The organism is Iodobacter fluviatilis, assembly GCF_004194535.1.
Lineage (GTDB): Bacteria > Pseudomonadota > Gammaproteobacteria > Burkholderiales > Chitinibacteraceae > Iodobacter > Iodobacter fluviatilis_A.
The window spans coordinates 2831636-2848103 of record NZ_CP025781.1 but is presented as its reverse complement, the minus strand read 5'-3'; the positions used below and the strand labels follow the sequence as shown (position 1 = coordinate 2848103).

General features: G+C 41.9%; 9 protein-coding genes. 2 read left to right on the top strand and 7 right to left on the bottom strand.

The genetic code is table 11. The annotated features are described in order from the left end of the window. Window positions 1–57: 57 nt before the first annotated feature. From C1H71_RS12625 to C1H71_RS12595, 7 genes are all read right to left on the bottom strand, one after another. Entirely contained in the window at window positions 58–681 is a 624-nt protein-coding gene (locus tag C1H71_RS12625; protein WP_130106855.1) for a hypothetical protein, read from the bottom strand. A 125-nt stretch (window positions 682–806) separates the two neighbouring features. Beyond that, window positions 807–4946: a hypothetical protein gene (locus tag C1H71_RS12620; protein WP_130106854.1), complete on the bottom strand. Its 4140-nt coding sequence runs from the start codon at window positions 4944–4946 to the stop codon at window positions 807–809. 44 nt (window positions 4947–4990) lie between these two features. Further along, a complete protein-coding gene (locus C1H71_RS12615; protein WP_130106853.1) occupies window positions 4991–7633 on the bottom strand; it encodes a TcfC E-set like domain-containing protein in 2643 nt (880 codons plus the stop codon). A 135-nt stretch (window positions 7634–7768) separates the two neighbouring features. Next, a complete protein-coding gene (locus C1H71_RS12610) occupies window positions 7769–8458 on the bottom strand; it encodes an EcpB family pilus assembly chaperone (protein WP_130106852.1) in 690 nt (229 codons plus the stop codon). Between the two features lie 50 nt (window positions 8459–8508). Then, complete coding sequence (locus C1H71_RS12605; protein ID WP_130106851.1) at window positions 8509–9093, bottom strand: hypothetical protein; 585 nt, start codon at window positions 9091–9093, stop codon at window positions 8509–8511. A gap of 79 nt (window positions 9094–9172) precedes the next feature. Further along, complete coding sequence (locus C1H71_RS12600) at window positions 9173–10057, bottom strand: L,D-transpeptidase Cds6 family protein (RefSeq protein WP_130106850.1); 885 nt, start codon at window positions 10055–10057, stop codon at window positions 9173–9175. 391 nt (window positions 10058–10448) lie between these two features. Continuing rightward, window positions 10449–11639, bottom strand: a complete 1191-nt coding sequence (locus tag C1H71_RS12595; RefSeq protein WP_130106849.1) for an EAL domain-containing protein — start codon at window positions 11637–11639, stop codon at window positions 10449–10451. Between the two features lie 382 nt (window positions 11640–12021). On the opposite strand from C1H71_RS12595, the gene C1H71_RS12590 reads away from it, so the two are divergent. Together C1H71_RS12590 and C1H71_RS12585 are read left to right on the top strand one after the other, a co-directional pair. After that, entirely contained in the window at window positions 12022–12648 is a 627-nt protein-coding gene (locus C1H71_RS12590) for a response regulator transcription factor (protein WP_130106848.1), read from the top strand. Further along, window positions 12629–16129, top strand: coding sequence for an ATP-binding protein (locus tag C1H71_RS12585; protein WP_188053250.1), 3501 nt, complete (start codon window positions 12629–12631; stop codon window positions 16127–16129). Before C1H71_RS12590 ends, C1H71_RS12585 begins: the two co-directional genes overlap by 20 nt. Window positions 16130–16468 lie beyond the last annotated feature (339 nt).

Sequence of the window (16468 nt, the reverse complement as noted above, 5' to 3'; positions counted from 1 at the left end):
ATCAATAGAATACATCCAGACGAACCGCTACATTTAAACTGCAAATTAAACAATTAATCATTGATGGCAATTATTCAATATCTCTTTTATCTCATCCTGCTGGCCGACACTAAAAATACTACCCACTGCAGCCAGAGGAATTTCAATCTCTTTACCCGGCGCCACTAATATTGTTTTTCCCATCTTATCGCCACAATTCAAATCTTCCATAAACAATAAAGAGCCATTACCACTATTCAGTAGTTTATTCCCATGCATTGAAAAATTCAGAACAGAAAAAACCGGCCGAACTAATACTACCGATCTGACTTCCTTATCGTATCCATCCACACTTTTATTAATTATATTTTTTTCCGTAACCACCACTTCAAAATAACGCTCTGTTTTAGTCTCACCTTTTTTTATATTGATCAGTATTTTACGCTGTGATTTTGCTGGCAATCTGACCATGCCCACATCAGGAGTTACAATAGCACTTCCCCCTCTAATGACCTTTTTATCTTCATCAGGAAACGTGGTTTCATCAATACGCAGAAGATAATCATGGGCAACAGCATCCTCATTCTGAATAATAAATTCAGCCGGGCCGGTCTTATCGCTTAATTCAATAAATAAAGGCACAGAAAAACCAAATGAAAACGCAGGCAAGCAGGCTAAAAATAAAATACGCAAGATCAACATGGCAAATCCCTCACAGAGACTTTATATAACCCAACAGGGATATCAAAACATGGCTGCCGGCATCACGGGGCAGCGATGGCTGCCGCCCCTTTTTTTGCCGTCAATTCACTATAAAAACTAAAGTGTCAGGGCCCGGTGTTCAAAGACAAAACCAACTTCCCTTTGCTTCTGGCAATCCCATACCAATAACCACCGGTACTGGTTTTTTGGGACACCGGATCCCCCATCGTAAATTTCATCCCGACACGGGCAATATACGTGGTGGCATCCTGAGCACTCCAGTCCCCTGTCACGCCTGGGTAACCTAAACTAATGCCATTCGCCCCATTACAATCAAGGGGTGTATCTGCTGCGTTGTAAATCATGCTGACGGGCAAAGGAATTAACTTATTCCCCCGATCACTGGTAAATGTACAATACTGAGCCCCACCGACATTGGCCGTTCCCATGCTGTCCAGCTTGATACTCGCAGCGAAGGCACGCTGTATACGCTGTTTCAGATACGCCGCCACTTTCGATGCAGGTATATCTTTATTCTTGCGAATGATTACAACATTTCTGATTTTTACCCCGTAGCTCATGTCAACGGCTGGGGCTCCTACTTTAAACACCCCTGCTTGCTCCGTTGCAACAGACGAAAACTCAATCGTAGGTGAAACAGGGGCAGGCTCAATCGTGACGCTATCTTTAGCCTGCGTCAATCCAACTTCTGATGTGCCAATATTGGCCCGAATTTCAAACTGCTCATCAAACAGCTCTGCGTCAGCCTTAGTTTGCACGTCAAATGTAAATACCTTCCCGCCGGTTGGTACTGCAACCGCCGCCCCAACACTCAAATCACTCACCGGCCCCGAGGCCCCCTGCAGATTAAGCATGCTCGGAGTAACAAGATCATCTATCCCAGCTGGGGATCCGCCCACCCCGGCAAACCGCACAAACACGGCCTGATTAGCACGGCTTCTGGCAATGGGCTTATTAAGCGTAACGGTAAATCTGACTTTCCCACCCGCCAACACTGTTTTGGGGCTGGCAACCACACTTTCCACCTTGAGAGCTTCAACCTTGGGAGTGATCTCAATGATCACCTTCGGTGCAGTACTTACATCTGTATTGCCTTCCTTCCCCCGCACCTCAAAACTCTGCGTCCCTTCATCGGCATCGTTGGCTGTACTGATATCAAAAGTGAATTCGGTAGCGCCTGTAGTCACCGTCACCGCACCACCCGTGTCAAGATTCGACACAGCACCCGTTGCACCGACTAAATTCAGCATGCCCTGATTTGCTAAATCAGTGATATCTGCAGTGCCAGCCGCGAACTTGACGTAGACCTGTTGGCCGGCTAATGCGGCTCTGTCCAACTTCACTTTCACCTTAGTCGTACTTCCCTCAACCACAGGGTTGGGCGTTGCCTCTAAAGTACTGACCACGGCAGGCGTTGCAATGGCCTCGATATCAATTTTTACCTTCGGCGCGGTGGCTACATCAGCTTGGCCTTCCTTCGCCCGCACCTCAAAACTCTGCGTCCCTTCATCGGCATCGTTGGCTGTACTGATATCAAAAGTGAATTCGGTAGCGCCTGTAGTCACCGTCACCGCCCCACCCGTACCAAGATTCGACACAGCACCCGTTGCACCGACTAAATTCAGCATGCCCTGATTTGCTAAATCAGTGATATCTGCAGTGCCTGCCGCAAACTTGACGTAGACCTTTTGGCCGGCTAATGCGGCTTTATCCAGCTTCACAGTCACCTTGGTTGTGCTTCCTTCAACAACAGGATTCGGGGTTGCCGTTAAAGAGGCAACCTTAGCTGGGGTTGGTGGGAATGGATACCCCTGATCACGATCAGGATAAAAACCCGGATGGACATTAGGTTGATTCTCGTTAGGGCCAACAAAGTCAAAAACACCCGCATCAGTAGGATCAACTCTCGGGATAATCGTCGGGTATGTGATCATGGTTTGATCCCCCGAACTGCCAACACGCTCAATCATGATTTGAAACCGCCCCGCAGAAAAATAAAACATCGCGGTTTGCCCATCAGACTGTGCTGTAAAAAAAGGCCTGCTCCCATTGCATGGAATAAAATTCCCAGAAGAATAAAATTTAAATACAAAATCTTTATTTCCAGATGGAATCGTCCCATCGGAATTAGGGGCCAATGGCTTTGATGTGCCACATGTAAAAGGTGATCCTTGAGGTGCCCAGACAGATGGCTGTCCAGATTTCTCAAACCCACTCTTCCAGCCGGTTTCAGGATAGGTTTTCAAATTGAATCGTTGCCCGACAGGAAGTGCCCCTAAACTTAAAGTCTCAGGAGCTGGATATATCCCACCTCCGTTATAATCAATGATGTGAGGTGCATAATCTGTTCTGCCGCCTTTTGGTCTAATTGGCAATTTAGTAGAATTCTTAAATTTTTTTACACTCATTCCAATAACAAAACGATCATGGCTGCGCCCCGGCGCGTAAAACTCCCCATTGATCGTATTGAATGTTGCTTTGTTATCACCCGCCTCTGTATCCGGAATAAACAACTCAATCGCTTTCGATTGCCCGAATTCAGTCAGCCCCACCGGCTCACCCAGCTTATGCCAAACATGACTGACCCTGTATCGTGACTGCGCCTGCTCCGCTGCACGCAAATGCGCACTAACGCGAAAACGCACCTCGCCTGCCGTATTGGCTTTGCTCTCTCCGCCCACCCGGCGCAAGACACACACTTGGCCCGCTACACCCTCCACCGCTTCTGCACGGCAGGTGCCGTCTGCACTCAGTATTAACTGCGCGGCCTTCGACAGATTCAATTGAAAGCGCGATTTATCACCCCCACTGCGTTGCCCGTCAAAGCTCAATAGCTGCTGTTTACCTACCGGCATCCCCACAAAATCAGCAAAAGCTTGTTCATTAAACGCAGGATTAACATACCCAGGCAATGCACCCATCCGGCCCACAGAAATCTGCCCCTGCTCATTGGCCACCCCGGCAAAATACTGTGGGGGTTGCAAATTAACGATACTGAGCAAAGGAAATAAAGATTTAAACCGGCTGTTTTCGGCATACCAGATCACTGGCCGTGTGCCGCCCTGAGCGCGGCGCTCACCAAAGACCGCCTGACTGGCCGTGCCCGACAAAGTAGTAATATATTGGCGGCCTGATGGCTGATCGTCGATCAGCAACAAACCCAGCCGCGACATCACGCTGTGTGTCCCGTCCGTTATCGGGCGGTTACTAATTTGCAGATTAAAACGATCCCCCCGGGATAATCGGGAAGAAGAATAAAACCCCGCCTCAACAACGCGGTCCAGATTAAGCAGCGGCATGGCTACCGCACCTTCAACGGGTGCAGGAGGGACAAAAAACACCTCAATTTGCTTGCTGTTGGCAAATTCAGCCAAAGGCACACTTTCACCAAGACGATGCCAATTTGCACCCACGCGGAACCGTGCATTGGGTGTTGCGATGCGCGAGCGGATGGTGAACTTAATATCTCCGCCGGTTGTGGCCTGATGTTGCCCCTGAATGGTGCGCAGCACACATAATTTACCCGCTACCCCATCGAGCACTTCATTGCGGCATGATTGCGCTGGAGCAGCCCCCAGCGTTAACTGCCCGCGCTTATAGACGGTATTAATCCGTTCACGCTCACGGCCATCGGCCAGGATTTCAGTCAGAGAAAGCTGACGGGAAGCACCGGCAGACATTTTGGCTAAGCCATCAAAGGCCGCTGGGCTTAAAACAGGGTTTAGCTGACGACCGTTTTGCACCTCAAAGCGATCACTGCTCAGCGCAACGGCATTGCCATATTCATCGGCCATGCCTTGAAATGCCTCACGCGGCTTTAAAAGATGGATTTGCTTCACTTGCGGATCAGTTTTATGCGTATACCAAACCGCTGGCTTTTTCGCACCTTGCCGAGGAATACGCGCACCAAAAATAGCCGCAGCAGGGGAACCCAGCTCCATACTTCCACGGCTGTCCAGCGTGGTGATGTATTGTGTATTGGCCACCTGATCTTCTATCAGCAGCACACCTTGCTCCATACGGAACACCTGCTTGATAGGCAAAGGCCGGGTGTGGGGTTTATTTGGCTGCAATGGCACCGCCAAATCCGGCAAGGCAGGGCGCAGCGGGTGGCTTAAATCAGGTACGGCTGGGCGGGTTTGCATCAACGGCCCAGCAAAGGCGGGTTCCATAAATAAAACAGCCGCAATCATCGTGATTGCGGAGGTTAAATATAAACAAATATTTTTCTTATTCTTATTCATTAATTTCACCTGTACAGGAATTCAATAGATTCGGCATATCAATATTAAAGCGGAGGCGAAACATTATAATTTTTCACCTCTTTACCACGCCAAACCACTTCCCCTAGCCAAACCACGGATTTATCTGCATTCAATTTCATTTTTACATCAAACAAACCCGTTTCCTCAGATTCCGCTTTTACTTCCGGATATTTAATATCAACGTCAATAGCAAAATTTCCGGTTTCATTTGTCACTGTTTCACCAATGTGATTTTTGATACTGACACCACGCAATGGTTTACCGTTTTCAGTGGTTAAACGCCCAAAAACGGTGACCATTTGTTTAACGCCGGGGGTAATTTCAACAATATTACCTGGGTAAAGATTGTAATTCAGTGACTCGCCCTGAATCTGATAGGAGCTATTTGCATCATCAGTACTATTAACTTGAATTGAATAATCATCATAGGCCGGCAGAGTGATTAAATTTTTTCCGGATGACAATGGATAACGCTGACCATTGATATTAGCTTCCAGATCATCTGCGCCAATTTCAGGCATATTCACTACCACCGCGGCCGAACCCGCTCCGGTATCCCCACGGCCTGCCACAATCCCGCCATCACCCATAACAAAACTGCCATTATTGGTAAGAGAGATACTTTGCGTATCATCGCTGCCGGAAAATGACACAGAGCCCTCGGCATAACGCCCGCGGTAATTGGCATAGGCACCATAATTAGTTTGTGAGTTTTCGCCGCCCAAGCTGGTGCTGATATCCGCACCAACGCGATTAATCACACCATCTAGGGATGCTGCAGCACTCAGATCCAGTGTTTTGTCATTACCCTGTGTAGAAACCCCAATTCTAAAATCAGAATCCATTGGAAATGACAGATTTACATTGGCAAAATATTGAGTGTCCCGCTCATTAAAATGATCACTATTATTAATATAATGATTAACGCCCACTTGCATAGAAGCAGTGGCATATTTCATATTAATATTGTGGCTGTAATCCGCTCGGATATATTTTTGCTGCTCATCCAAATCACTTTCAAAGCTTAATGAAACGGACCCCAGTGATTGGTGCAGATTTGCCAGCGCTAAAGAGGCACCAAATGTATTACGATTAGCGATATACATTGGCAAGGTTTTTCCTTCATGCCCCCGCTCTGTACCCGCCCACAAACTGCCCCACCCACCCGGAATATTTAGATTCAAATTGGCCATATTTCTTAATAAACCATCACTGCCATACAATGTCTGTAAATCAAGGCGGATATCTTCATTGATTTGCAGCGTCGGGCTTGCCTCAACCACCAATGTATTTTGATTATGATATACCGACCCACTCCAACTCAGCATGCCCTCTTGTGCAGCGAGTGAAATACCATAAAGCGGCTCAAAATCATTATCCCGTTCTGCATTGTTGCTATAGTCGTAGTTCTGATTCTTCTTAGCTGCCCCGCCCCATACCTGCCAAGCAAGCTCATTTCCATTGGCATTGGTGTTATAAGATTTATTAATTTGCTGACGGCGGCTGGAAACCACTTTCCCCCCCACCACCACCTCAAGCTCAACATCATAAATACCACCAGGCAAGCGGGAAGCATCCAGCTCATGGCTACCCAAAGGAAAGCGCTGGCTGCTTAATAATTTACCATCCCGCAAGACACGCACCTCGCCTGAAGAAGGTAGGTAAACCGTAATCGGTGTTAAAGACTGCGATGAATCGTGCTTAGCCGATTTAGCAACATTGCCGTATGAAAATCCATACATCTGCTCGCCAGATAAAGTAGAAACATTCCCCAGAGATTGCAATGACCAGCCGCTCAGCATCCCTAATGCCAGCCTTCTTCCGGCAAAATCTCGCTCATACACTAATTCATCCAGATTAAATGCACTGTCATCACTATTACTGGTCAGATCGCCATTAATAAACAGATGCTGCTCACCAAGGGACGTAACATTATTAAAATTCAAATAGGCAGAATGACTGCTTATGTCATTACTATTGCTGGCATAAGCATTTAATCCATAATTAAAAATATTACCGAGGGCTTTAACAGACGAATCGCCCAGATAAGTGGTGCGCGTAATATCTTTGAGCCCGAAATTTTGTTGCGAAACTTCTAAAAATGCCTTCATCGTTTCGATATCAATCTGCATCCGCATACCAGAACCAAAATTAAACCCTCCATTTTGATCTAGTGATTTACCTATAGCGCCCATTAATTGAGTACGCGAAGCTGCAGTTAATCGTACTTTACGCTCTGGCTTTAATGATATATTTTTAATCAAAAACAACTGATCCTGATAAACAAGAGACAGCGATGCAAAAGGCACTAATTCTTCAGTTTCATCATCAATATTTTTCAGATACAAATCCAGCGTCACGCCATCGCTGAGAAATTCACGTATTTCTTCCGGAATTAATAACTGATTTAATGCAGAAGGAGTAACAGGAATAACACCAGCAACAGCAAGATCCCTCGCTGGCCCAGCATCAGAGATAATATTTTCTATTAATACAAAATAAGAATTTCCTTGAGAAACATTCTCTGAAAGCGTTTCAGGTAATTCAATATTCAGGCCAGCATCTGAGCTTTCTTCAATATCATCCAATAACTCAAGGTCAGCCATTGCTGGGGTATACAACGACAATGTCATCATAAAAAAGAATAGATATTGCGATAAGCTCACTTTAAGCACCTGATAACAATGTACAACTGAATCCCTGATTAACCGCCTTGGTTAACCTTGTGAGTTGCCACATCAGTTAAACAAGCCATACGCTTACCGCCATAAAAAAATTAAAATACAACACTGTTTTATTTATTATTCTTTAACTTCATCACTGCGTACAGCATCAATCACTCTGCTTCCACGCCAAATACCAACAACAGGCGGCTGAACAAAGTCATACTTGTCAAATGAATAGCTTCTGCCTGGCAATAATGGCCCGGCATCAGAGCAAGGCACAACGGCACCTTCTTTATTGCATTTCCCATCAAAGAAAAATTTAAACATACTATTGCCGGTGTTTTTCATTGCTTTTTTATCCAGCAAATAAGCAAATTTTTCATTACGTGGAAGTACAATCAATGCTGTAGCCAGTGTGACACGCTGAGCTGCACTGGCCGCTTTTTCAGTATCCGCTTTATTGGTGCGATCAATCCGTAGATCGGTCCATTTAATGGCGAAATATCTTTCTTTATCGTCTTTTGGCCCGTTATAAACAAATTTTATTTTAACGGCACCATTAGCTGGAACAATCGTTTTTTCTGGAGTAAATAACACATCGCTGGCACTCAGATCATCCGCAACTATTTTATCCATTTTATAGGGTGATTCCACCGGATAAACTTCTACTTTAAACAAATGTGCAGCAGTAGGATCCGGATTTTTTACTTCAATAGAAATACTGCTTTTGTCTGATGGCAAATAGGAATAAAAATTATCCAGTGAAACTGCAAATGAATTTTCATACCCGGCGAAACACATAAGTATAAATATAAATTTTTTCATAGATCCTCGTAAAAAAAACTGGCCTGAAAAACAGGCCAGCTTGAATTAGATTAAGCGCCCCAAGTCCATTCGGCCTTAAGATCAACCAGAATATTACCCTGATAAATACCATCCGCTAATTTCGACATATCTGTAAGCGTTGCACCTGTAGCCGTTGAAACTTTAGTAATTTCTGCGCCCATCTTAACGACAGAATTACCACTGACACCATCAAAGCTTTCAAGACCAGCAATATCCACACTCATCAAATCAACCTCTGTGGATCCAAGCTGATAACCTCCGATAATAGGCTGAATAGTGAAATTGCTGGTGCCTTTGCTAATTACCCCGTCTTTAGACTTTGCCAACAGTTTAAACGACCTAGTAGTCTCAGCATCAAAACCTGCAGGTGCTGCAACTTTAATATCTAATGGAATAGTGCCTTGAGCATTGGTAATTTCAAATACTTTAGTCGTTGCATTATATGCATAGTTAAGTGTGTCACGTGGTGTCACACTAATACTGTAATCCGAGCCATCTTTCTGACCACGCACCAAGACACTGGCCTCAAGGGTGCTGGTAGCCTTCTCTTCAGCAAATGCTACTGGGGAAACAGAAGCTGCTACGATAAATGCAGAAATAATTTTAGTACGCATTGGTAATCCTTTTAAAGAAATAAAAATAAAATATACAACTAGAGAATAACTATCAATAAATTAAATTTAGAGATAGTCTTTACAAAACACCTTCTTGTTTTTCTGAAACAATCAACCATTTATTATTATAAAATTCAAATAAAATAGTTTTCTTCACTACATCACTCAAATAATCCGATGTGTATTTTTGTATAAAACTGACTTTTGCAGTTTTATTATTCAGTATACTTACAACTGGTGAGTCAATATTTACAGCAATATTGCCGCCAGTTCTCAACCTATTTGTTCTTTGTTTTTTCCATACAGATAAACTAAGACCATTTTCAGGCTTCATATTTTGACTATACGCAGACAAGTAAAGATCAATATTTTTATCTGACCAGGCTTTACGCCATTTTTCCAGATCACCCAACAGAACAGCCTTTGCAAGAGATTCATTTTCCAGCAAAACTTTTTTATCCGGATGCCGATTAATTTTTTCCGCTGTGTTTTCGTTATTAATCCAAGCCAGCTTTTCTTTATTGCCGCCCAATTTAATCGCGTTGCTATATTCTTTTTTTGCCATCGCCAAGTACAGTTCAGCCAAGTTTTCATGCGCAGCCAATACTTTTGGATTCAGCGTATTTGCCTTTTCCAGAGCATCACGAGCCAATTCATCAGCACCCTGGCCGGCTAACAAAACGCCCAAATTAATATACGGCTCGGCCTGATTAGGAAAATTTTCTGTCATAACCTTAAAATGATCAATTGCCTGGGAATTGCGCTTTAATTTAGCCAGCGCAACACCTCTGATAAACATAACCCGCAAAGTATTTTTTTGTGGATAATCATCTTGGTCGGTGAGTTTCAGTATTTTCTCGTACTCTTGTTTTCCCGCCAAAGCATGTAAATCTTCCACTTCTCCGGCAAAAGAGCAAAAAGCAATAAACATTAATGCGGCAGCAAATAAGCGATAGTTACTCACACTTGAAACACCCTCATTATTAATTCACAAATTTGCAAAAGCATATAACTGCTGTCGAGAACTGCATCATAAGCGTTATAAAAAAATGCAACTACGGGAACGTTCTTGAAGAAGCAGGGGAAATTTCTCCACTGCGACTTAACCCTAGATTAATAGAAAGACCCAGGCGCTGCGCCGACCTCTGAATCATCCTAATGGGTACTTACCTGAGATATAAATCTAAAACATCATGAATTCAAATAGTAAGTGCTACGCTGGGTAGATTCGTCAATTCAGAGACTTACCTGTCGGGTTTCGGATAATCTTGCACCATCCGCGCTATGGTAGCGTAGTCAGTAAGTACCTATTACACCGGCTAAAATCAGAGTAAATGATTAAAATCACAAGAATATTATTGAAAAATCACATCCTGAATTTCCAGATATTTTTTCAATGAACTGATACTTCTTGGCTTAGAAAAGTAATATCCCTGCCCCTCCGTCACGCCCAAGCATTTAACAATATTACATTCTGCTTCCGTTTCTATGCCCTCAGCCACTATTTTTAAAGCTAATTTTTCAGACAAATCAACCACAGATTCTAATACTTTTAGCTTTTGCTTATTTTTGTGCACACCCTGAATGAGGCTTTTATCTATTTTCAATTGATTAACGGGCAAGCTGCTGATGACTTCCATATTAGAATATCCACTTCCAAAGTCATCCAAAGCCAGTTTAAATCCATACAGTCTCAATCTGATCATTGTATCCAGTGCAATAGTCATGTCGGTCGATTCTTCAGATTCAGTAATTTCAATTATCACCCTTTCAGGGTTTATTTTATAAGTGCCCACCTGGCTAATTAAATAATCAGCAATATCATTTTTTTTAAACATACTCCATGCTAAATTTATTGCAAGGCTTATTTTTTCCCCATTCAAATCTGCCAAATCTTCAAAAGATTTAACAATAAGGCGTTTAGTTAAAATAGAACAACATTCATCATCAATAAAAATATCAGAGAAAACATCAGGAGTCAGAACGCCATACACCGGATGTGCCCATCTAGCGAGCATTTCCACACCAATACACTCACCAGAAACCAGATTGATTTTTGGCTGATAAAAGGGAATAAATTGATTTAATTTTAATCCGGCTCGAATTTGTTGCAAGCTGAATTTATTTAATGACACCTTAGATGTATTTTCTGCAATGAGCGGTCTTTTCTGCTCAAGCAGTGCTTTCAACTGCGGCAATAAAATAGGCTTTTGAATAGAACCCAAAACTGGAATTTTATAGGCCAACGCAATTCTTTCAGCCGCTTGCAGCACTTTTTGATCAAATGAGCTCATAAAGATTAATGCTGGAGCCGCCTCACTACATTTTCCAAGCGCCCTGACAAACTCCACCCCATCCATATAGGGCATCTGTAAATCACAAATCACAATGTCAAAAGGCAGGGATTTGCTAGACTGATGAATGTCCGACAATGCAATTGTTGCACTATTTACAGACACGACATCCTTAAGCCCCATTTCCTTTAGCATATTACAGACAATAAATCTCTGTCCATCATGGTCATCTACCACCAGGACTTTATACATTTAGCCACCTCACTAGTTATGCTGAAATTCTAACCAATGCCCGCCTTGTGCCGTAACGAGATATTTCTTGCATTACTGGTGAAATTTCTTATTATTTACATATATTCTGCTCGTTTATGAGACTTACAACACACCCAAGAGCTTACCCAGCAAGATTAATTACTAGGCTCTTGCTCATGCCCTTTAAATGATAAACAATGCCTCTTTTGAGTATAAAAAATTTGACTCCGCTCGTGAGGTTAAAGAGAAAAAAATTAAAGAAAAATATAAAAAGTATGTTATTAATCACACCATAAAAAAATAAATTATATAAGGCATCCATTCCTAATTTAATTATTTAAAATTTTTTATCATTAATAGCAGGGTTAGTAGGAATACTTTAATGAGATCTATTGTAATTATTGACGATCACCCAGCCATTTGCCTAGCTATTCGTTCAGCACTGGAAGAATCAGGCGAGTTTAAAGTTGTTTTAGAGTCAGGCAATGGCATTGATGCGCTGGAGTATTTAAGAAAAAATGATGCTGATCTGGTTATTTTAGATCTTGAACTGCCCCGGCTTGATGGTTTTGAAATCATGAAGCGAATTCGAAGCGCTGAGCTAAGTACTAAAGTTCTTTTTCTTTCTGCTAAAAATGAAAATATTTACGCCATTAGGGCGCTTAATGCTGGCGCACAAGGATTTATCAGTAAAGGTAAAAATATAAATGATATTTTTCAGGCCGTAAAAATGGTGATTGCTGGTTATTCATTTTTCCCTGAATCAATCATACAGGGATTAACAAATGGAAAAAGAACAGAAATTGCAAGAGAATCCAAATCTTTATCTAATCGGGAATTAATGATTGCTCGCTTACTTGCGGAGGGACAATCCAATTTAGAAATCGGGGTCGCTCTTTCTATCAGTAATAAAACTGTCAGTAATTATAAAGTTCGTATTTTACAGAAATTAAATATCAACTCTGTGGTTGAGCTCGCTAGTTATGTTAATGAAAATGACCTCAATTAAAATAAAAACTCTGTTTATTTTGTGCAGTATTATAAGCTTGTTCTTTGCAAACCCCACTATAGCCGTTGAGCCAGAGGTTCAGACATCTGCAATTCATCGCACTAATACTTCCGATTATTCCAAGCTAAAAGTGGGCATGGTATTGAATGAGTGCATTCCATTTCATATAAAAAATGGAAACACTACCAGACAAGGAATTACAACAGATTATTTATTATTCTTAGAGAAAGCTTTAAATAAAAAATTTATGATTATCAACTTCAGTAGCAAAGAAAGTGCTTTTCTTGCTTTAAAAAAAGAAGAAATTGATTTTGTAGCTGGAAAATCAAGCGACAAAAATAACGACACCGTAAGCTCTGACCCTTATATTCAAAATAACTTTGTAGAAGTTAGACGCAAAGGAGATTCGAGCAAATACCTGCCAGTCATTGCAACCAGCAACCATTCGCCCCTTAAAAAAAAAATTAGCCTGCAGTATAAAAACAAAGAAATAATATCATTTGAAAACTCTTTATTAGCGCTTCAGTCTGTTTCATTTAAAAAATCAGATATTTATATTGGAAATGCGACCGAAACAAATTATTTACTAAATCAGTTGTCGCTCAATAATTTGGAAATATCCAATTTATCCCCCATTACTGACGACCCGTTTGTTTTTCTAGTAAGAAAAAAAAATACAGATTTACTTAAAAGACTGAACACAGCGATTGATGATATTCCTATCAACAGCCAGCTTGAAATCCAGCATCGGTGGCAAGGTGGACCAGATCATTCTAATATAATAAAAAAAATAAGACTTACAGCTGAAGAAGAAAACTGGCTAAAAACAAATCCAAAGGTTAGATACGCCGCCCCTTCTAACTTTTATCCATTCCTGTTTAAAATTACTCCGTCATCCAAGCCCACTGGCATTGCGATTGATATTTTAGAAAAAATAGAGCAACGGACTGGCCTTCAATTTATTGAAGTCAATCAAAGCGGCGTCCATGAGCTATTAAGTTTTTCTGATGATACAACAGATATAATTCCTATTCTTTCAATATCTGAAAGCAGAAAAAAAACCATGTTTTTTTCGCCGCCTTATATGCAGTCCCTCTGGGGGCTTATTACCCGTACCGATAATACAGAAATACACTCCACTAATGATCTGGCGGGTAAAAAGGTTGGTGTGATCAGAAATTCCATCGCTAAAGAAACCATACTTGACCCTGAACTATTTAAGAAAATTACCTTTATTGACGCACCAGATCTGCTGTCTACTTTTCAGTTACTGGAGCAAGGTAAAGTAGATGCCATCATTAATAATTTGCGCTCTTCAACAGCGATTATTTCTACTGAGAAAACCGAAAAATTTCAGATTATTGGCGTAACTGACCCAACACCGTCAAATATCGCTATTGCCACCACCCTTAAAAAACCGATACTGGCTGAAATAATTAACAAAGCTGTTTTGAGCATTTCGCAAGAAGAATTGAATGGGATCAGCACCAACTGGCTGAATAATAAATCAACCACCGTGCACAAGGGTTTGAGCCTAAATCAGCAATCTAATTACCGGGCAATATTTTTATTGCTTATGTTTATAACTTTTATTCTGCTTGTTTATATATTTATTCGCAACTATAAATCGCGCAAATATAGTAAAATGCTTAAAGAGCAGCTTAATACACTATCCAGACTGATCGACCAGCTCCCTTTTGCATTATTTATTAATCTTCCAAGCCAAGAAATTCATATTTCTAATCAGAGATATAATAATCTGATTAATAATGCAATTGAAAAAGAAGCACTGCACGCACGTTTAACACAGCTCATGGTAAGCGCATCAACAAGCAACGATACAATTTATGAAGAAATGGACGTTCAAACTAACGGCAATAAGCATGATCTGATGCTTTGGTCTAAACCCTTTGTTTCGATCACCCTTGATCAAAATGCCGTGCTGGGTGGCTGGTTTGACATTTCACAACAAAAAGAAAATGGGCGTCAGCTGCTTAAGGCTAAAAACGAAGCAGAAACAGCGAACCGGGCTAAATCCACATTTCTGGCTATTATCAGCCATGAAATTCGTACCCCAATGAATGCGATTTTAGGTTTAATTGAGCTGGAACTGAAAAAATCAAGCAATCGTAATCTTTCTGCTATTTTTCAATCGGCAAACAGCCTGTTGAATTTATTAGATGGGATATTAGATCAGGCCAAAATAGAAGCTGGAAAACTGAGTATCTCACCTCACCCCTGCGCTTTGTATCACCTGTTTGATGGCATTGATGCTGTTTATCGCCCGATTATTAAAGAAAACGGGCTGCAATTTAAGATTCATCTTGATCCTGATCTGCCAAAATTAGTATTACTCGATGAAAAACGACTGGCTCAGGTTATAGGTAACCTAATTGGCAATTCTATTAAATTCACACATAGCGGCTCTGTTAGCATTAAAGTCAACTGGCTGGTCAGACAAAATGAGCCGCCCCTTTTAGCGATTGAAGTCACCGATACGGGCAGCGGGATTTCTGAGGAATCACAGGCACAAATATTTGAGGCCTATGCACAGGGCGAGCTTTCGAGCAAAACAGGCACTGGGCTGGGATTATGGATCTGCGCTAATTTAGTCAAACAAATGCAAGGGGAAATATCTCTGCGCAGCGCACCTGATGCCGGCACAACGGTGCTGCTAAAGATACCCAGCCAAATCGTTGACAGCGCCGGCGCGGATCAGGAACTAAGCACCCAGCCACACACAGACCCTGCACTGAAGCTGCTGGTGGTCGATGACCACCCTGCCAACCGCTTACTGCTCGAACAGCAGCTGCATTTTCTGGGCCTGAGCAAGGTGTGTTGTCTTAGCACCGCTTATGAGGCTTTAGAGCTGCTGAAACACAGTCATTTTGATGCCATTATCAGTGATTGCTTTATGCCTGAAATTGATGGCTTTACCTTTGCTAAACATGTGCGCGAACAATTAGGTGATAGTATTTTTATTATCGGCTATACCGCCGATGCCAGAGAAAGCACAGCGATTCGGGCGCAAGAAGCAGGAATGAATCGCTGCCTGATCAAACCAGTGAATATCAATCAGCTGGCTGAGGTTTTATCTAATGTGCGTGTCCAAGAGACAAATAATCAATTTGATATTGCACGCTTTAACACGATTAATGACACGATCCGGCAATTTTCTTTTGATAATAAAGAGGTGCTAAGGGAGTTTATTAGCATCATGCAAGCCACCAATATCAACGATCTGGCGGCATTAAAACAAGCTATTCATTCGCAAAACTATCACTTAATAAACGAATTAACACATAAGCTAAAAGGAGCAGCACGCATTGTGCAAGATGAGGAAACGCTATTTATTTGTGAATTACTTGAAGATGGCGTGCATTCTTCTGAAATATTGTATTGTCAGCAGGTATTTATTGATTTAGAGCAATCAATTCTAGAGTGCAATGGCATATTTGATCAAATTATCCTAGCGTCGTAATATGAATACATTATCTACTATCATTAGTAGCATAAGTGTCAAGTCTCGACATATTATAAATCTCGTTTTCTAAATCATTCAGATTTGTTTTCTTGCCATTTTTTCATTGGTTGAATAGGGGGTTCGTGATCAAGTGCTTTTTGTGGAATGTGGTAACTGTAGGTCTTTAAATAATTCTCCATAGTCACTTTTAGCTCAGCCAATAAGGCAAAGCGCGTTTACTCAATGACCTCGCTAATTCGCTCATTGAAACGCTCCACCATTCCGTTTGTTTGCGGGGGGCGTGAGGGAATAAGGCAGTGCTCAATTTTCAGTACGGCACCTCACGATCAAACACAT